Raw genomic sequence first — 17559 nt, 5'->3', positions numbered from 1 at the left:
GTGCTATTCTTCTTTCGAAACAAAAGCAGTCAAGCTTGATACCGCTTGCTCAGCATCGTTTCCGTCAGCAATAATGACAATTTCCTTGCCTGAGCTAATAGCTAAGCTCATAATTCCCATGATGCTTTTTGCATTCACTTTTTTATCCTCTTTTTCTACAAATATATCAGCAGAAAAGCGATTTGCTTCTTGAACAAATAGAGCAGCAGGTCTTGCCTGTAGGCCTGTTTTTAACTTCACAACTACTTTTTCACTCACCATACCGTTCATCCTCCTTCTAATTACTACCAATTGATTATGAATTTTTATTTATTATAGCATTGATTACCAGATCAAAAAATAGATTTTACCTTAATTTCTCGGCAATTTCGTCTATTTTTCGAAATCTGTGATTGATTCCTGATTTGCTTACTTTTCCACTTGGAAGCAGTTCACCCAGTTCTTTTAGATTTACATCTGGATGCTGTTTACGTATCAAAGCAATCTCCCTAAGCTTTTCCGGGAGCTGATCAAGTCCCATGCGCTCTTCAATTAACATTATATTTTCAAGCTGTCGCATTGAAGCAACCACTGTTTTATTTAGATTCGCTGTTTCACAGTTAACCAGCCGATTGACGGAGTTCCTCATATCCTTCATAATTCTAGCATCTTCAAATTGAAAAAGGGCTTGATGAGCTCCGATAATGTTCAGAAATTGAGTAATTTTCTCTCCTTCTTTGATGTAGAGAACATAGCCCTTCTTTCGCTCGATTAATTTTGCCTGAATATGAAAGTGTTTGATAAGTTCAATCAAGGCTCTGCCATGCTCTTCATAATTCGTGAAAATCTCTAAATGATACGAAGAAGAGTCGGGGTGGTTAACCGATCCACCTGCTAAGAACGAGCCACGTAAGTAGGATCTTTTACAACAGGATCTCTTGACGATATCATGGGAGATCGCTCTGTTAATCTCAAAATTTTCTGATACTATATCTAGATCTTCTAGTATTTCTTTTACTTGGTTTGTGATACGGACCACATAGACATTGTTCTTCTTTAGACGCATCTTCTTTCGAACTAATAATTCTGCCGTAATGCCGTAGACATCTTTGACCGAGCTATATATTTTACGAGCAATCGCTGCATTTTCTGTCGTAATATCCACTATCATTCTTTTTTGCGAGAAAGACAGAGCTCCATTCATTCGCAACAAAGCGGCAAGCTCTGCCTTCTTGCAGCAGTCCTTTAACAAAAGCCCTGTTAATTCTTTCTTGGTTTGCGCAGCAAAGGACATGGAAGGTCACCTCGCTTTCAATCCATTCCATTTATGCATTGTAACACAATTTGTGTAACTTTCCCGGCGTCATGCCTAAGATAGTCATCCGCCAAGAATAATTGATCTTCTATAACTTCAATCTCTAAATCCTCTAAGCTTCCAGCATGATATCGAACTGGAACAGCACTTTTGCGTTCATACTTTTTTAAAATATTTAGAGGGATCTCACCATTATTTACGATCGCCTTCTGAAAAAGCGGAAATTGAATATGCTCATAGATTGCCTGTATATGATCTCTTACAGTATATCCGTCTGTTTCTCCAGGTTGAGTCATCACATTGGAAACATAAATCTTCTGAGCTTGGCTATCCCTGAGAGCCTGTTGAATCTCTTGTACTAACAAATTAGGGATGATACTTGTATACAAGCTCCCCGGTCCTACTAAAATCATGTCAGCCTCCTCAATGGCTTGAACCGCCTCTGGAAGCGCTTCAATGTCTGCGGGTTCTAACATGACTTTATGAATTTTTTTATTTACCTTGGGGATATTGGATTCTCCGACAACAATGCTTCCATCTGCCATTTCAGCTACTAAGCGAATACTTGAGTTCGCCGCAGGTAATACATTTCCTCTGACCGCTAATACTCGGCTTAATGCCTTTACAGCCGTCACAAAATCTCCTGTGATTTCCTGCATTCCTGCTATTAAAAGATTACCCAAACTATGCCCGGCTAATCCATTCCCATTGCGGAAACGGTGTTGGAATAGACTTTGTAGCAGAGGTTCTTTGTCTGCAAGCGCCACCAGAACATTACGAACATCACCAGGAGGCGGCATATTCATCTCTTCTCGAAGAATACCTGAACTACCTCCATCGTCGGCTACAGTGACAATCGCTGTGATTTCTATATTGACAGTCTTTAGTCCTCTTAGGATGGTAGCTAAGCCGGTCCCTCCTCCAATAACCACAATCTTTTTACGCTTCCCCTGTTGCATACTCCACCTCACTTATCTTTGGTAATATCTCGATGACTGACGCGAGTGGTGTATTCATCTGCAAATCTTTTATGAATATATTCAGCGAGTGTGACAGATCGATGTTTTCCACCCGTACAACCAATGGCAATGACAACCTGACTTTTTCCTTCTCTTTGATAATGAGGCAATAGAAAGGTAAGCATCTCTTCTAGTTTTTTGATAAAAGTTTGTGTTTCTGTCCATTTTAATACATATGTAGAAACTTCTTCTTCCAAGCCTGTTTTCGGTCTCATCTCAGCAATATAGTGCGGATTAGGTAAGAACCGAACATCAAAAACTAGATCAGCATCAATGGGAATTCCGTATTTAAAACCAAACGACATCGCATTTACCGTTAATTTATTTTGCTCTTGATCCGTAAAACGATGAATGATCTTCTCTCGTAATTGAGCTGGTTTTAAATTAGAGGTATCCAGCGTTTGCTGTGCTCTTCCCTTTAGTTCTTCGAGAAGTTTCCTCTCCTGCTGAATCCCTTCTAGCGGAAGTCCAGTTTTAGCCAAGGGATGCCTTCTTCTTGTTTCCTTATATCTTTTTACCAGAGCTTCGTCACTGGCATCAAGGAATAAAATTTGGTAATGAAAGAATTCTTTCTTTTCCAGATCATCAATGGCATTAAATAGCGAATCAAAAAACTCTCTTGCTCTTAAATCTAAGACAAGCGCCACTTTGCTCATGGAGGAACCTGTTTGTTCCATGAGTTCTATGAATTTCGGGATCAATATAGGAGGGAGATTATCTACACAAAAATATCCTAAATCTTCTAGACTCTGAACAGCTACTGTCTTTCCAGCTCCAGACATTCCTGTGATAATGACTAACTGTATTGATTTCTTTTCCATTGCAACAACCTCCTATTCATGATCGATTAGTTCATATTCGGGAGTATAACGGAATTTTTTAATGAAAAGATCATGATGCTTTAAGATATGGTCAAAGTAAACCTGATCTCCCTTCGCTTTGGGTAAGGAGGCGATTTGATCCAATTCTACCCAAGAGAGATCCCCTTCTGGTGAATCCGTTAACATTTGACCTTCAGAATGGTAGGCTACAAATGTGAACATCATCCACTCATCTACAACCTCTCCTTTATCTTCGACGATGATGGTAAAAACTCCTCTAAGCTCGGGATTTTTTATTGTGAGTCCAGTCTCTTCTTTATATTCTCGTATCACTGATTCGGTGACTGTTTCTAAGGGCTCCATCTTACCACCCGGAGCAACCCACCAGCCCCTTCTCGGTTTTTTTAATAATAGAACTTTCTTCTTTTCTTGATCGATTAAGATACAGTTTGTTATTCTTTGCACTGACATGTCACCTCTACAATAAGAATACCACCAAAGTTGCATTCAAGCAAAAAAAGGACGCAAGAGAAACTTTCTCTTGCGTCAAAGTCATATATTTTAAAAAAGGGGGTCAATTACTTAATTACATTGTACCCCAGAAATATTTCAAGAATGTTACAGAAGCATTAAAACTATGTTACACTTATCTGTTTTTGACTTCTTCCTTTAGCTTCTCATCTAGGTTTTCTACATAATGTTGTGCCGAAATCGCTGCTTGTGAACCATCTCCTGTTGCTGTAACAATCTGTCTTAAGGTCTTATCTCTGACATCTCCAGCGGCAAAAATCCCCTCCACCTTTGTAGCCATTTTCTCATCCGTTACAATATAACCGTCTTCATTTAAGACTCCTAAAGACTCGGCTGTGGCCGACAATGGGTCCATTCCGATATAGATAAAGACACCCTGACAAGAAAATTCTCTTTCTTCTCCGGTTTCTGTATTCTTGATTTTCACAGCAGAAACCTTATCCTCACCAACGATCTCCTCTACTGTATGGTTCCAGATAAATTCGATTTTTTCATTATCGAATGCACGATCCTGCAAGATCTTTTGAGCTCGCAGCTGATCTCGACGATGAATGATCGTCACTTTCGTTGCGAACTTGGTCAAGAATTGAGCCTCTTCTACAGCCGAGTCTCCTCCTCCGATGACAACAAGCTCTTTCCCTTTAAAGAAGGCTCCGTCACAGATCGCACACCATGAAACCCCACGACCAGACAGACGGTCTTCACCTGGTATCCCTAGTTTACGGTACTTTGTGCCTGTCGCAATAATCACGGATTTAGCATGAACCTCTTTGTTGCCTAGGTTTATTTTTTTATACGGATGTCCGTCTTCAATACTCTTTACATCTCCGTAAGCATATTCTGCTCCGAACTTCTTGGCATGCTCAAACATCTTAGTTGATAGGTCTGGACCTAAGATATGATCGAAGCCTGGATAATTCTCCACGTCCTCCGTGTTCGCCATTTGTCCGCCTGGAACTCCTCTTTCGATCATGACTGTACTGAGATTTGCTCTTGAGGTATAGACGGCAGCACTCATTCCTGCTGGTCCAGCTCCAATAATCGCTACATCGTATATTTTTTGTTCGCTCATTTCTTTCCCTCCATGCTGTTGCCTTTTCTCTATTATCAAGTAGATAGAGGATTATTGTCTAGAAAAATGCTTTTTTCTAGCTCTTGCAAGTTTTTGGTGAGTGTATTCACGGACACATTATAACGTGTCGCTATTTCTTTCTTTGTCATAGGATGACCCTTTTTATCTGCTAGCATGAATTCAATCGCCGCAGCCCAACCTTCTGCTTTACGAATCTTGGGAATGTTGGGGTAGCTACTGCGCAAGTATGTTGTCCATATCCCTTGCGCTTCCTGATGCTCAAGCAGATCGTAATTCCCTTCCATTCCCATACGCAAACAAGTCACGACTTTTTTCCATTGCGACATCCATTCTGGAAATGGCTCCTCGGTAAAATCGCCATCAATGGTCTGCTTTTCCCCACCTAAATAAGCATAGTAGGGCGTTGCTGCCCCGATTTGTCTCAGGACAAAAACAGCCACTTTTTTGAGATAATCCTCTTCCATTGGATCTAAGATCAACTGTCTTAAAGCCTCTTCCACTTCCTGATCGGCGATATATTCGAAGGACTGAATCACTTGTAGCTTTGTATTCTGATCTCCATGTCGTAAGGACCAAAAAAGTGAGGAACGGATCAAGGGGTCACACATGACATCCTTGGGGATATGATTCCCTTTAAACCAATCCTTGTTCTTTAATTGTACGTCATAGGGCAATTGATAGTGATAAGGGATTCTCTGTTGACGAAATTTTTCTTGATTGACGAGGTCTAAGTAATACTCAGCTACATCACACTCAGGATGCAATTGTCTCAGCTTGAGCCAATTCTCCTCTGCTTTAGCCCAACGCTTCGTATTAAAGGCAGCCACCGCTACATAATGATAGAGACTGACATCACCTTGATTGCCTCTTTTCATTAGAATCGTAAACAATTCATAAGCGCGCTCATCCTCTCCAATGATTCCAAGGGTTGTGGCTAGCTTATAATGCTGATCTGACTGGACAGGCAACACTTTTTTCAATCCTTCGATTAGTTCCTGTACCTGCTCTCTCTCTTCCTTGTGACAATAAAACACAGTGAGGTTACAAAGGGCATGAAGATTGGTAGGATCTTTCTCTAAGATCTCTTCAATCACTCCCATTGCTCGGTCAAATTGTCCTAAGTAGTAATAAGACAGGGCTAAATTATTCCTAGAGGCTAAGAAATGAGGGTACTCCTCGACCATTTCCTCTAAAATCTTGGTCGCTTCTAGAAACTTCCCATCCTCCAAGCACATTCTCGCTTTCTCATGCTTGCCAATCAACTTATGCTCTACGTCTAATTCTTTGGGCGCTCTCTCTAGCTCAAAGCAAATAAAATCAAGAAGCTCCTCAGCCTCCTCCACATAGAGCCCTTCTTCATTTTCTTGCAGATACATCAAAGCATACCGTTCCGCTTGATCAAAATCACCTAAGTGAGCATAATTGTTAGCCATATAGTAATAACATTCGGTAAAGGTTTCATCCACTTTATGAACAATTGTGGACAAAAGGCGGTTACTCTCTTCATATTCAGCCATTTCCGTATAAACCGCTGATAAGTTAATGAGATATTTGGGATTATGTGGCTCCAAATCAACACTTTTTATAAAATATTTGCAAGCTTTTGCCACATCTTTTCGTCTTATAAACCGTACTCCACGTTCAAAGAAAAACTCCGCATCAAAAGGGACCGACACAACATTACTCTTTGCCTGAAGTGTACGTTTAGAGTTTTGCATATTTTCCTCCATGATCAATCTCTGATAGTTTGTCAAAAGTATACCATAACCTCTAGAACTTTTCCTAGTAAAAGGAATCGCAGAACACAAAAAGCAACGCCCTTTCATCTAAGGACGCTACTTTCTTCGGTGTTGATCTGTGATTCTATATGAAAAATTCTATTTCGTATGCCTTTGCTTCAAGATATCAATAACCTGATCAAGACCTAGTCCTTGTTCTCTCCATAAAACCAGTAGGTGATAGAGAAGATCGGCTGACTCATTACGAAGCTCTTCTGGATCTCTATTTTTTGCAGCAATAATAACCTCTCCTGCTTCTTCTCCTACCTTCTTCAGAATCTTATCGACTCCCTTTTCAAAAAGATAAGTGGTATACGCTCCCTCTGGTCGTTCCATATCCCTTGTAGCAATGGTTTCGATTAGCTGTGAAAGAACATGATATTCATAGGAAGATTCGCTCCCTTTGTCGCCTTCCGAACCTTCTTCTGCTAGAAGATCAATGCGCCCCTCAAAACAGGTATAGGTCCCATTATGACAAGCAGGTCCCTGAGGGTCTACGAAAATAAGAAGAGTATCTCCATCACAGTCATACCGAAGCTCTTTCACTTTTTGAGTATGACCAGAGGTGGCTCCTTTGTTCCACAATCCTTGTCTAGATCGACTCCAGAACCAGGTTTCACCCGTTTCAAGTGTTTTCTGCAAGGATTCTTCATTCATATACGCCATCATCAATACGGCTTTACTCTGACGGTCCTGGACAATCGCAGGAACTAAGCCCTGCTCATCAAATCTAATTGCTTCAAATTGTGTACTCAACGCACTTCCACTCCTTGCCGTCGTAATTCATCCTTCACTTCACCGACCGTCGTTTCTTTAAAATGAACGATGGAAGCAGCTAATGCCGCATCTGCTTTTCCTTCTGTGAATACAGGATAGAAGTCCTCTTTCCTTCCAGCTCCTCCTGAGGCAATAACGGGGATTTTGACATTTTCCGAGATCCAGCGATTTAACTTCAAGTTGAAGCCTGTTTTTTCTCCATCGGCATCCATACTGGTTAACAGAATTTCTCCTGCACCTAGCTCTTCTGCTTCCTGTGCCCAAGCCAGCACCGTCTTCTCCACTCGATTTCTGCCACCATGAGTGTAGACATACCAATCCTGCGCTTGTTCATCCCATTTCGCATCAATCGCAACGACAATGCATTGGGAACCAAAGAAGGCTGCTCCCTCCTTCACGAGCTGAGGAGAGCGCAGAGCTGCCGTATTAAGGGAAACCTTGTCTGCCCCGGCACGAAGAATCCGTTTCATGTCCTCTACCGAGTTGATTCCTCCACCTACAGTAAAAGGAATGGAAATTCTTCCTGCTGTTCTTTCAACCACATCAACCATCGTTTCTCTTCCTTCATGCGAGGCAGAGATGTCTAGAAAGACTAATTCATCTGCACCCTCTTGGTCGTAATAAGAAGCAAGCTCCACGGGGTCACCAGCATCTCTCAAGCCTTGGAATTGAACTCCCTTGACCACCCTGCCATCCTTCACATCAAGACACGGAATAATTCGTTTTGTCAGCATGAGGAGCCCTCCTTCGTCAGCTTCAGAGCTTCCTCTAGCGTGAACACTGGTTGGTATAATGCCTTCCCTACAATCGCTCCTGCGATTCCTTCTGCTCGATACGCTTCTAAATCCGTTAGGTCCTCTAAACGAGAAACTCCTCCAGAGGCGATCACTTCTTGCCCCACAGTCTGTGCCAAACGTAGAGTTGCTTCAATATTCGGTCCCGTTAGAGTCCCATCCTTACTAATGTCTGTAAAAATGAAGGTTGTTGCTCCATGATCAGCTAGCCTGAGAGCCAGCTCCTCTGTCTTAACCTCAGAAGACTCCAGCCAGCCTTCTGTTGCCACATATCCGTCACGAGCATCCAGCCCGATTGCTACATGAGTTCCGCCAAATTCTTTTAACGCCTCTTTGACGAAATCAGGAGATTTAATGGCAGATGTGCCTAAAATGACACGCTGCACCCCTTTTTCTAGGTAGTACTCTACCTGCTTCATATGACGAATTCCTCCGCCTATTTGTACAGGAACAGGGACATCAGCTGCAATGCTTGTCACGATCTGATCATTGACCGGTTGTCCCACCTTCGCCCCATCTAAGTCTACTAAGTGAATCCACTCCGCTCCTTGCTGAATCCATTTTTGCGCCATCTCAAGTGGATCTCCATATACCGTTTCCTGAGCATAATCTCCCTTAAATAAACGAACGCATTGCCCCCCACGTATATCAATGGCTGGATACAAAATAAATGGTTTTTGACTCATCCTACCTTCACTCCTTCACACAGCTTGCCAAAGTTGGCGAGTAACTGAATGCCTGTCTGACCGCTTTTTTCAGGATGAAATTGCATCCCCAGAACATTGTTGCGTCCCACAACGCCCGGAACGCGTTCATGGTAGTCAGCATAAGCAATTAATTCCTCTTCATCCAATCCGGTCATATAGAAGGAATGAACAAAATAGGTATAGCCTTCTTCAATCCCTTCCAACAGAGGGTGAGCAGCTTGCTTGTAATGCAGCTTATTCCAGCCCATATGAGGAACCTTATATTTCTCTCCCTGCGTATTCACGCCCGGTAGCCGCTTCGCCTTGCCCTTAAGTAGGCTTAGCCCTTCCCACTCTCCACCTTCTTCACTGCTTTCAAAAAGAAGCTGCATGCCTAAGCAGATTCCTAGAAGGGGCTTTCCGCTCGTAGTAATCTCTTGGATCACTTGATCTAGCCCCGTTTCTTTTAACTGTTTCATCGCATCACCAAAGGCGCCTACACCTGGCAGAATGACACCAGCCGCCAGTTCGATCTGTTCTTTCGAATCTGTAATCACATAGTCGTATCCAAGACGCTCTAGAGCTTGGCTGACACTATGCAGATTTCCCATTCCATAATCTATAATTGCAATCATGTTACAGCATTCCTTTCGTTGATGGAACTCCCTTAACGCGAGGGTCAATGCTTGTCGCTTCATCTAAAGCTCTGCCCAAAGCTTTAAAGATCGCCTCGATCATATGATGGGTGTTGGAACCATAATGCAGAATCACATGCAGGTTCATTCTTGCTTCTAAGGCTAGCTTCCAAAGAAATTCATGAACAAGCTCTGTATCGAAGGTTCCCACCTTCCCTTGAGGAAACTCCGCTCTAAACTCTAGGTGAGGACGATTGCTGAGATCAACGACCACCTGAGCTAATGTTTCGTCCATTGGAACAAAGCTATTGCCGTAACGACGAATTCCTTTTTTATCTCCTAAAGCTTCTTTTAAAGCAAGACCTAAACAGATGCCAATATCCTCAGTCGTATGATGATCATCAATATCAATATCCCCAACTGCCTTAACCGTTAAATCAAAATGGCCATGCTTAGCAAATAGATCGAGCATGTGATTCATGAAGGGAACCCCTGTGTCCAGCTCATTTTTTCCTGCTCCATCAATCTGAAAGGCTAGCTGAATATCCGTTTCATTCGTTTTTCTGGTGATTTGGTGTTGTCGATTGTTATTTTCTGTCATCTCTATTCTCTCTCTTTCTCTACTCTTACTTGAATGGCTCTAGCATGTGCCTCAAGCCCTTCATAACGCGCAAATTTCATGATTTGATCAGCATTTTGCAACAAGTCTTTTTTAGAATAATAGATCAGGCTGCTCTTCTTTATAAAATCATCGACATTGAGGGGGGATGAGAAGCGAGCTGTCCCATTGGTCGGCAGGACATGGTTAGGACCCGCAAAATAATCTCCTACTGGCTCTGAACTGTACTCTCCTAAGAAAATCGCTCCTGCGTTTTTGATTTTCCCTACCCACTCAAATGGAGATTCTACCAAAATTTCTAGATGCTCAGGCGCTAGCTGGTTAACGATATCGACCGCTTCTTCCAGCGTTTTCGTGACATAAATCGCCCCGAATTCCTCAAGCGCCGCTCTCGCAATTTCCTGCCGCGGTAAAGTAGCTAATTGCCTTTCTACTTCTTGTTGAATTTGTTTAGCTAGTTTTTCTGAAGGAGTGACGCAGACCACCGCAGATCTTGTATCATGCTCTGCCTGAGATAATAAATCCGCCGCTATATAGACAGGGTTTTGCTGCTCATCTGCCAGAACAACAAGATCACTTGGACCCGCAATCATATCGATATCAACGAGACCGAAAACCTCTCGCTTCGCTAAAGCGACATAGATATTCCCTGGTCCAACGATTTTGTCCACCGGAGCAATTGTCTCCGTACCGTATGCCGCTGCCGCAATCGCTTGTGCTCCGCCCACCTTATATATTTCGGTTACCCCTAACAAATCGGCTGCCACGAGAATTCCTGCCATCACACGTCCACTTGACTGAGGGGGAGTGAACATCACAATCTCTTCAACCCCCGCAATCTTCGCAGGGATTACGTTCATCAGTACCGTAGAAACAAGCGGTGCCGTTCCACCTGGAACATACACCCCGACTCTAGCCAAGGGAGTGATCACTTGCCCTAAAATCGTACCGCTTTCCTCCGGCTGTAGCCATGAGCTTCTTTTTTGCTTTTCGTGAAAGCGTTGAATATTGTTCATCGCATTCTTAAGGACATCGACAAGCTCAATCTCTACTTCTTGATACGCTTCCTCTATTTCCTGCTGAGTCACTCGTAATGTTTCTAGCTCTACTCGATCAAATGCGGCTGTATAACGGAGAAGAGCGCGATCGCCTTCTTGTTTTACATCTTCGAGAATGGATAATACAGCCGCCCTCTGTTCCTCCGTTCCTCCCTCTACACTTCGTTTCAAGGAAAGGTCTGCACTATTTTTCACTATTTTTAACATGTTTGCCCTCCAAAATAACTTCTTGTAGACGCACTCTCATCTCTTCAATCTCAGTATGCCTCATGCGATAGCTTACTTGATTGGCAATCAAGCGACTTGAAATATCCATCATTTTCTCTAGCTCCACTAAGCCGTTTTCCTGTAGGGTTCTCCCGGTGGATACAATATCCACGATTCGATCTGCTAAGCCTACTATCGGCGCTAATTCAATCGACCCATTCAACTTAATGACTTCTACCTGTTGACCTTGCTTACGGAAATAAGCGGACGCCACCTTAGGATATTTGGTAGCCACTCGTGGAGAAAGCGTTGGTCTCCAGTCTGGAAGACCAGCAATGGAGAGGTGACAAAAGCTAATCTCTAAATCAAGTAATTCATACACCTCTCGCTCTTCTTCAAGCAATACGTCTTTTCCCACTACTCCTACATCCGCTACGCCATATTCCACATAGGTGGGTACGTCCGTTGGTTTGGCAAGGATAAAGGCCATATTTGCTTCTGGTACTGGAATAATCAGCTTTCTCGAAGCTTCAAATTCTGGAGGCAGAGGATATCCTGCTTTACGCAGCAAAGCAACGGCTTCTTCAAATATTCTGCCTTTTGGCATGGCGACCATTAATGGTTTGTTACTCATTTTCTGCATCTATTCTCTCCCACCTTCAAGACGAATCCATTGATCAAACTTCTTATCTGTAATCGAAACCTTTTCCTTTTTGGATTGTACCTTGTGTAAAGTTACCAAGGCATGATCCGCTCTTAATTCCTGAGCTAGTTGAAAGGCCTCACTTCTCTCTTTTGCGGTGTACGTGACTAAGACTTGTTTCTGACACTCTTCCAGATTCATTTTGCTTACTTCTAGAATTCGATCTACTTTGATAGCAAAGCCTGTTGCTGGTGCAGGTCTGCCAAATTCGCCTAGAAGATGGTCATATCTGCCTCCATTGCAAATGGGAAAGCCCAGTTGTTCAGCATAGCCCTCGAACAAGATTCCTGTGTAATAGTCTAAGTCTCGTATTAGAGTTAAATCGAAGAAGAGATGATCTGTCACTTGGTGGTGCTTTAAGACCTCCCATAACTCGCTTAACTGTTCAACAGCTTTCTCAGCTTCAGCTCCCATAGCCATTTCCTTTGCTTTCTCTAGCTGTTCTGCTCCTCCACGCAATTCTAATAGAGCCAAGAGGCGCTCCTTTTCATCAATGGAAAGGGTTTCCTGCTGGATAAATTGGCGATAGCCCACGTAGTTATTTTGTTGCAGGTAGCTCTTCGCTTCCTTTTCCTTCTCTTGATCAGCTAAAATTTCATGGAACAGCCCGTTCATATAACCAATGTGACCAAGAGCTAGCTTATAATGCGGAACCTCAACCGCCTGTAACGAAGCGATCGCTAAGGTGATCACTTCCGCATCCGCATCGGGCGCTTCCTCTCCCACTAACTCTATGCCCACCTCAGGAAACTCAGCATTGCGCCCAGCTTCTTTCTCTTGAGCACGAAAGACATTCCCCTGATAAGAAAGGCGAATAGGGAATGGCTCTTCTTTATAAATAGAACCAATCACTCGGGCAATTGGCGCTGTCATATCAGGTCGAAGGACAAGAGAGCGACCTGTTCGATCTAATAGCTTAAACAAGCGTTTTTCCATGGTAGAGCTAACTCCACCCACCGTATCATAGTATTCCAACGTAGGAGTTTCTATCTGACGATAGCCCCACGCTTTAAGAACCTTCTGTATCTCTACAAGTAGTTTTCCTTTTCGCTCCACAACCTCAGGGATGATATCCCTCATTCCTAGGGGCTTTTCAAAAACAAAAGGTTTTGACATCTTTGTTCAACTCCGAATCCTTTAGTTTGCTACCAAGTTAAAGTATTTATTTAGTGATACTAACACGGGAGCTTCTATTGGTCAATAAAAAAATGTTTATTTCTATTATGCCCCTGATAAGTCTAGTTTTTGCTCACAGAAAAAAGCTGTACGTAGAAGCATGAGATGTTTGTCCTTTCATTCTCATCCTTCTATGTACAGCTTGATCCTTACCAGCTCGATTCTCTTTTTTTACGTTCCACTTCTTCTTTCGTATAGATCAGCTGTGCCGGATTCCCTCCCACAAAAGCCCCCTCAGGTACATCTTTAATCACTAAGGAGCCTGCGGATACAATGACACCATCACCAATCCGAACTCCTGGTAGAATGGTTGAATTAGCTCCAATCATTACGTTAGAGCCAATCTCCACCTCACCCAAGCGATACTCTTCAATTAGATATTCATGGGTTAAGATTGTGGTGTTATAGCCAACAATCGTATTTTGCCCAATCGATATTTTCTCTGGAAACATCACATCCATCATGACCATGAGAGCCACGGCTGTATTCTCCCCCACCTCCATCTTCAGACATCGACGGTAGATCCAATTTTTCAACGGGATAAAGGGACAATATCTGGAAATTTGAATGCAGATGAAGTTTTTACAGACCTTGAAAAATGGGACTGTACGATAGAGCTGCCACAATGAATTTGTTCCTTGCACAGGATATCGAGTGGTTCTTCTCATGACTCTACTCCTTCACGATCCTTAATAAATCCTTCATATCCTTTAAGATATAGGTAGGAGAATAGCCTCTTAGGTATTCCTCTCCCTTTAGACTCCACGCGACACCAGCAGAATGAATTCCTGCGCGATGAGCTGCTTCAATATCAAAGGAGCTATCTCCAACCATCAGGGTGCTTTCTGGAAGAGCTCCAAGCTCTGACATCGCTCTTAGGACAGGCTCTGGATGCGGCTTAGGATTCTCAACCTCTTGTAAGGTGACAATCGAATCCATTAAAGGCCTTAACTGCGTTAAATCGAGTCCCATTTCTGTCGTATTTCTCTGTTTTGTCGTCACAACACCGAGCATAATGCCCCATTCTTTCAGTTGGGTAATAACCTCTAGCACATGAGGAAAAGCCGTGACCATTTCATCGTGAGTTCGTATATTAAATTCACGATAGACCTGAATCATCTCTTCCACCCTGTCCTCATCATAGCGCGAGAGGATATCAAATAGAGTCCCTCCCATTTCCGCAATAATCTCTTCACGCAAAAAGGTTCGCTCTGGAAAAAAGGTTTGAAAGGTATGCAGAAAAGAAGTAATAATCAATTCATTCGTATCTAATATGGTTCCATCTAAATCAAACAGAATCGTTTTATATTTCATGTCTAACTCCTTCGCTTGGTTGATCTCGTTTTGTATCTATTCGCTTCCATAATAAAGCAATCATGATGGTAAGAATGGCAGCAATGACGAGTCGAATGACTAACAACGGCCAAACAGGGATTCCCAAGGGGATAAAAATCAATGTATCTTCAATCACCGCATGACAAGCAACTAAGAAAATAAAGAGAAGGTAGATATCTCTTTTTTGCAAATGATCTTCTTTCACTGCCTGAATAATCAATCCGGCTCCATAAGCTAAACCAAACAATAACCCAGCACTTAATGCGGTAGCTGTATTTGGTGACAAACCTAACGTTTTCGTTACAGGCTGCATCCAGCGGGTAAATACATCTAAGAACTTCAAGTCCTTCATCCATTGAATAAAAATCATTAACGGAAAGACAATCATAGCCAATTGAAATATACCCATGAGTGCTGTTTGCAGAGCATGAACCGTAATCTCTAGCCAACCTGTCAGTTCCACAGCCCCTTTGTCAGGGAGAAACCCATATTGAGCCGGCTCAGCTCCTCCGCCCCAGCTTACGTTAATGATGACCGCTGAAAGGACTGCCAAGCCCACTCTAACAAGAACAACAACAGAAGCCCTGACTCCAACCTTGGAAGATACAACCGTTTCAATAAATAAGTTATGGGAGAAGGACATCATCATGGCTAAAATAAACACTTCTTTCACCGTCAATTCCAATGAGAGGATAGCTCCAATCCCTGCATACAGATTAAGCACATTGGCAATGACTAAAGGAATTGCCGCTTCTCCCGGAAGACCCAGCCAGCCCATGAAAGGCTGACAGACCCTGACCACCCAATCCAGGAGAGGGGTAAAAGAAAGAAGGGTCACTATGAGCGTGACCGGAAAAATAACCTTTCCTAAAATCCATGTCGTCTGCCATCCATTTCTGAAGCCGACTCGTAATGTTTCTAAGCTCATGATGCATCCCTTCTTTTTGTTTAGTTTATCCCTTGCTCTCCTTACTGATCATTGTACAGCTTCTCACTTGCGCCCGTTTTTCGGCGAATCATGATCGCCAGAACAGCAAATATAACCAGAGCAATACTAATCATCTGCGCCATACGCAGTGTTTCAGATAACATCAAGCTATCTGTCCGCATCCCCTCAATAAAGAATCGTCCCACTGAGTACCAAATGAGGTAAGAGAAGAACATCTCCCCTTGACGCAGTCTGATCTTTCTTAAACTAATCAGAATTACAAATCCAATGATATTCCAGATCGATTCATATAAAAAGGTCGGATGATGATAGTAGAAACCGGCTAGTAACCCCTCTCCTGGTGATGGGTTATAGATATACATTTGATTTATAATAAACTCGGGCAGAAATAACCCTTCTAAAAACTCTCTAGAAACCACGCCCCCGTGAGCTTCTTGGTTCATAAAGTTCCCCCAACGACCAATCCCCTGAGCCAATAAGACATGTGGCGCCAGAATATCAACCACTTTCCAGAAGGAGAGCTTTTTCACTTTGCAAAAGACCAAGATCGTGATGACTCCAGCGATAATCACCCCATGAATCGCCAATCCACCCTTCCAAACAGCAAGGATATCCCCTGGATGTTCACGATAATAGTCCCATTGAAAGAGCACATAATACAAGCGTCCGCCCAGAATCCCCATAGGAATCGCGAAAAAAGCCATATCCATAAAGGTATCAGGTACAATCCCATGTTTTTTTCCTTCTCGCGTCGATAACATTAAGGCAAGCAAAGCAGCCGTCCCTAAGATGAGTCCGTACCAATGGATGGCAATAGGTCCAAGCTGAAGAGCTACCGGGTCTAATCGTGTAATTTGTGCTGTAGCGCTAACGAAATCCATTTCTCACACTCCTCAATCCTTTTTTTCTAATAACACTCTTCATTTAAAATTCTTCATTTTCTTCTAATATGGTAGCTGCTAAACGCTGTGAAAATGTTTCAGCAGCATTAAAGCCCATTCGTTTTAACCTAAAATTCATCGCAGCTACTTCAATAATCACAGCTAAGTTACGTCCTGGACGGACGGGAATAGTCATTTTTGGTAAATAGGTATCAATAATTTTAATTCTCTCTTCATCTAGCCCCAGACGGTCATACTGCTTGGTGCTATCCCAGTTTTCCAATGTACAGACCATGGCAACCTTCTTAAAATTCCGAACGGCCCCTGCTCCAAATAATGTCATTACATTAATGATCCCTACCCCGCGAATTTCCAGAAGATGGCGAAGCAATTCAGGAGGGTTCCCGATTAATACATTTTCAGCAGGCTGCTTAATTTCGACTAAGTCATCAGCAATTAAACGATGACCTCTTTTTACTAATTCTAACGCTGTTTCGCTTTTCCCAATTCCACTTCCCCCTGCAATCAGTACACCCACTCCATAGATATCAACTAATACGCCATGCATTGAGGTGGTTGGCGCTAACTGATTCTCTAAGAAGCTGGTCACTTTACCCAACAATTGTGTGGTGGTAAAGGTACTTTTCAGAACGGGGATCTGATGCAAATTCGAGGCACGCAGTAATTCCTCTGGTACCTCCATCCCCCTCGAAATACATATACATGGTGTCTGATCATGACAGAGTCGTTCCATGCGGTCTGCTTTCTCCTCTGTACTTAGCTCATGAAAGAAGCTGAGCTCTGTTTTTCCTAATAATTGAACACGTTCAGAGGGGTAGTATGTAAAGTATCCTGCCATCTCTAATCCCGGTCTTGAAATATCACTCGTCTTAATTAAACGGTTCAACCCTTCCTCTCCTGAGGCGACTTCCAAGTTAAAGCGTTCAACGATCTCTTTTACTTTTATCTGTTTCATCGTATGGCTCCTTACTAATCAGAAGTATAGTATAGTCCTGTCTATTTTACCATTAATCTTGAACTACTCACCACTTAACACCCTTTCGGGTTGTTTGAAGTGGGAGATTCTTGGGAATAGAGCGTACTTGTTAGCATATTTCTTTACCAACAGAGGTTTCTCTTATTGACCAAGCTATCCCCGTAGATTCCTACGGTTCCATATTTTTGTTTAAGCCAAAACTAAGA

General features: G+C 42.7%; 20 protein-coding genes. All 20 read right to left on the bottom strand.

Annotation, left to right across the window (positions count from 1 at the left end; translation table 11 throughout):
- Window positions 1-3: 3 nt before the first annotated feature.
- Window positions 4-261, bottom strand: a complete 258-nt coding sequence (locus JCM10596_RS01165) for an HPr family phosphocarrier protein (RefSeq protein ID WP_025025571.1) — start codon at window positions 259-261, stop codon at window positions 4-6.
- An 85-nt stretch (window positions 262-346) separates the two neighbouring features.
- A complete protein-coding gene (whiA, locus tag JCM10596_RS01160) occupies window positions 347-1273 on the bottom strand; it encodes a DNA-binding protein WhiA (RefSeq protein WP_025025570.1) in 927 nt (308 codons plus the stop codon).
- 17 nt (window positions 1274-1290) lie between these two features.
- Window positions 1291-2253 (bottom strand): gluconeogenesis morphogenetic factor MgfK, encoded by a 963-nt coding sequence (gene mgfK, locus JCM10596_RS23160; RefSeq protein WP_199900101.1) that lies wholly within the window; start codon window positions 2251-2253, stop codon window positions 1291-1293.
- Between the two features lie 8 nt (window positions 2254-2261).
- Window positions 2262-3134 carry an RNase adapter RapZ gene (gene rapZ, locus JCM10596_RS01150; RefSeq protein ID WP_025025569.1) on the bottom strand — a complete coding sequence of 291 codons (873 nt, stop codon included), beginning with the start codon at window positions 3132-3134 and terminating at the stop codon, window positions 2262-2264.
- 12 nt (window positions 3135-3146) lie between these two features.
- The gene (locus JCM10596_RS01145) at window positions 3147-3599 is read right to left on the bottom strand and encodes an NUDIX domain-containing protein (RefSeq protein WP_025025568.1); all 453 of its coding nucleotides are present in this window, start codon (window positions 3597-3599) and stop codon (window positions 3147-3149) included.
- A 181-nt stretch (window positions 3600-3780) separates the two neighbouring features.
- The gene (trxB, locus tag JCM10596_RS01140) at window positions 3781-4737 is read right to left on the bottom strand and encodes a thioredoxin-disulfide reductase (RefSeq protein ID WP_025025567.1); all 957 of its coding nucleotides are present in this window, start codon (window positions 4735-4737) and stop codon (window positions 3781-3783) included.
- A gap of 35 nt (window positions 4738-4772) precedes the next feature.
- On the bottom strand, window positions 4773-6476 hold the full coding sequence (locus JCM10596_RS01135) for a tetratricopeptide repeat protein (protein ID WP_025025566.1): 1704 nt from the start codon (window positions 6474-6476) through the stop codon (window positions 4773-4775).
- A 159-nt stretch (window positions 6477-6635) separates the two neighbouring features.
- Complete coding sequence (hisIE, locus tag JCM10596_RS01130) at window positions 6636-7292, bottom strand: bifunctional phosphoribosyl-AMP cyclohydrolase/phosphoribosyl-ATP diphosphatase HisIE (protein WP_025025565.1); 657 nt, start codon at window positions 7290-7292, stop codon at window positions 6636-6638.
- Window positions 7289-8047 carry an imidazole glycerol phosphate synthase subunit HisF gene (hisF, locus tag JCM10596_RS01125; RefSeq protein WP_025025564.1) on the bottom strand — a complete coding sequence of 253 codons (759 nt, stop codon included), beginning with the start codon at window positions 8045-8047 and terminating at the stop codon, window positions 7289-7291. The genes hisIE and hisF overlap by 4 nt, the downstream gene beginning before the upstream one ends.
- Window positions 8041-8793: a 1-(5-phosphoribosyl)-5-[(5-phosphoribosylamino)methylideneamino]imidazole-4-carboxamide isomerase gene (gene hisA / locus JCM10596_RS01120; protein ID WP_025025563.1), complete on the bottom strand. Its 753-nt coding sequence runs from the start codon at window positions 8791-8793 to the stop codon at window positions 8041-8043. The genes hisF and hisA overlap by 7 nt, the downstream gene beginning before the upstream one ends.
- Window positions 8790-9428 carry an imidazole glycerol phosphate synthase subunit HisH gene (gene hisH, locus JCM10596_RS01115; protein ID WP_025025562.1) on the bottom strand — a complete coding sequence of 213 codons (639 nt, stop codon included), beginning with the start codon at window positions 9426-9428 and terminating at the stop codon, window positions 8790-8792. The genes hisA and hisH overlap by 4 nt, the downstream gene beginning before the upstream one ends.
- Before the next feature lies 1 nt (window position 9429).
- Window positions 9430-10029, bottom strand: coding sequence for an imidazoleglycerol-phosphate dehydratase HisB (gene hisB, locus JCM10596_RS01110; RefSeq protein WP_025025561.1), 600 nt, complete (start codon window positions 10027-10029; stop codon window positions 9430-9432).
- A gap of 2 nt (window positions 10030-10031) precedes the next feature.
- The gene (hisD, locus tag JCM10596_RS01105) at window positions 10032-11312 is read right to left on the bottom strand and encodes a histidinol dehydrogenase (protein WP_025025560.1); all 1281 of its coding nucleotides are present in this window, start codon (window positions 11310-11312) and stop codon (window positions 10032-10034) included.
- On the bottom strand, window positions 11290-11946 hold the full coding sequence (hisG, locus tag JCM10596_RS01100) for an ATP phosphoribosyltransferase (RefSeq protein WP_439644799.1): 657 nt from the start codon (window positions 11944-11946) through the stop codon (window positions 11290-11292). Before hisG ends, hisD begins: the two co-directional genes overlap by 23 nt.
- A 9-nt stretch (window positions 11947-11955) precedes the next feature.
- Window positions 11956-13131, bottom strand: coding sequence for an ATP phosphoribosyltransferase regulatory subunit (locus tag JCM10596_RS01095; RefSeq protein ID WP_025025558.1), 1176 nt, complete (start codon window positions 13129-13131; stop codon window positions 11956-11958).
- Window positions 13132-13340: 209 nt separating this feature from the next.
- Window positions 13341-13859 carry an acyltransferase gene (locus JCM10596_RS01090; protein ID WP_025025557.1) on the bottom strand — a complete coding sequence of 173 codons (519 nt, stop codon included), beginning with the start codon at window positions 13857-13859 and terminating at the stop codon, window positions 13341-13343.
- A gap of 4 nt (window positions 13860-13863) precedes the next feature.
- Window positions 13864-14505 (bottom strand): pyrophosphatase PpaX, encoded by a 642-nt coding sequence (ppaX, locus tag JCM10596_RS01085; RefSeq protein ID WP_025025556.1) that lies wholly within the window; start codon window positions 14503-14505, stop codon window positions 13864-13866.
- Complete coding sequence (locus tag JCM10596_RS01080; protein WP_025025555.1) at window positions 14495-15454, bottom strand: nucleoside recognition domain-containing protein; 960 nt, start codon at window positions 15452-15454, stop codon at window positions 14495-14497. Before JCM10596_RS01080 ends, ppaX begins: the two co-directional genes overlap by 11 nt.
- A 41-nt stretch (window positions 15455-15495) precedes the next feature.
- On the bottom strand, window positions 15496-16356 hold the full coding sequence (lgt, locus tag JCM10596_RS01075) for a prolipoprotein diacylglyceryl transferase (protein WP_025025554.1): 861 nt from the start codon (window positions 16354-16356) through the stop codon (window positions 15496-15498).
- A 43-nt stretch (window positions 16357-16399) separates the two neighbouring features.
- A complete protein-coding gene (gene hprK / locus JCM10596_RS01070) occupies window positions 16400-17332 on the bottom strand; it encodes an HPr(Ser) kinase/phosphatase (protein ID WP_025025553.1) in 933 nt (310 codons plus the stop codon).
- Window positions 17333-17559: the final 227 nt, after the last annotated feature.

This window comes from Caldalkalibacillus mannanilyticus JCM 10596, from assembly GCF_000615945.1.
Classification (GTDB): Bacteria; Bacillota; Bacilli; order Caldalkalibacillales; family JCM-10596; genus Bacillus_AT; species Bacillus_AT mannanilyticus.
Note: the sequence above shows the minus strand (reverse complement) of the source record. Positions and strands in the feature narration are given on the sequence as shown.

Excerpts from the sequence above, each read along its gene's own strand:
- JCM10596_RS01165 (WP_025025571.1), bottom strand. The coding sequence starts at position 261 with ATGGTGAGTGAAAAAGTAGTTGTGAAGTTAAAAACAGGCCTACAGGCA.
- whiA (WP_025025570.1), bottom strand. The coding sequence starts at position 1,273 with ATGTCCTTTGCTGCGCAAACCAAGAAAGAATTAACAGGGCTTTTGTTA.
- mgfK (WP_199900101.1), bottom strand. The coding sequence starts at position 2,253 with ATGCAACAGGGGAAGCGTAAAAAGATTGTGGTTATTGGAGGAGGGACC.
- rapZ (WP_025025569.1), bottom strand. The coding sequence starts at position 3,134 with ATGGAAAAGAAATCAATACAGTTAGTCATTATCACAGGAATGTCTGGA.
- trxB (WP_025025567.1), bottom strand. The coding sequence starts at position 4,737 with ATGAGCGAACAAAAAATATACGATGTAGCGATTATTGGAGCTGGACCA.
- JCM10596_RS01135 (WP_025025566.1), bottom strand. The coding sequence starts at position 6,476 with ATGCAAAACTCTAAACGTACACTTCAGGCAAAGAGTAATGTTGTGTCG.
- hisF (WP_025025564.1), bottom strand. The coding sequence starts at position 8,047 with ATGCTGACAAAACGAATTATTCCGTGTCTTGATGTGAAGGATGGCAGG.
- hisA (WP_025025563.1), bottom strand. The coding sequence starts at position 8,793 with ATGAGTCAAAAACCATTTATTTTGTATCCAGCCATTGATATACGTGGG.
- hisH (WP_025025562.1), bottom strand. The coding sequence starts at position 9,428 with ATGATTGCAATTATAGATTATGGAATGGGAAATCTGCATAGTGTCAGC.
- hisB (WP_025025561.1), bottom strand. The coding sequence starts at position 10,029 with ATGACAGAAAATAACAATCGACAACACCAAATCACCAGAAAAACGAAT.
- hisD (WP_025025560.1), bottom strand. The coding sequence starts at position 11,312 with ATGTTAAAAATAGTGAAAAATAGTGCAGACCTTTCCTTGAAACGAAGT.
- hisG (WP_439644799.1), bottom strand. The coding sequence starts at position 11,946 with ATGAGTAACAAACCATTAATGGTCGCCATGCCAAAAGGCAGAATATTT.
- JCM10596_RS01095 (WP_025025558.1), bottom strand. The coding sequence starts at position 13,131 with ATGTCAAAACCTTTTGTTTTTGAAAAGCCCCTAGGAATGAGGGATATC.
- JCM10596_RS01090 (WP_025025557.1), bottom strand. The coding sequence starts at position 13,859 with ATGAGAAGAACCACTCGATATCCTGTGCAAGGAACAAATTCATTGTGG.
- ppaX (WP_025025556.1), bottom strand. The coding sequence starts at position 14,505 with ATGAAATATAAAACGATTCTGTTTGATTTAGATGGAACCATATTAGAT.
- JCM10596_RS01080 (WP_025025555.1), bottom strand. The coding sequence starts at position 15,454 with ATGAGCTTAGAAACATTACGAGTCGGCTTCAGAAATGGATGGCAGACG.
- lgt (WP_025025554.1), bottom strand. The coding sequence starts at position 16,356 with ATGGATTTCGTTAGCGCTACAGCACAAATTACACGATTAGACCCGGTA.
- hprK (WP_025025553.1), bottom strand. The coding sequence starts at position 17,332 with ATGAAACAGATAAAAGTAAAAGAGATCGTTGAACGCTTTAACTTGGAA.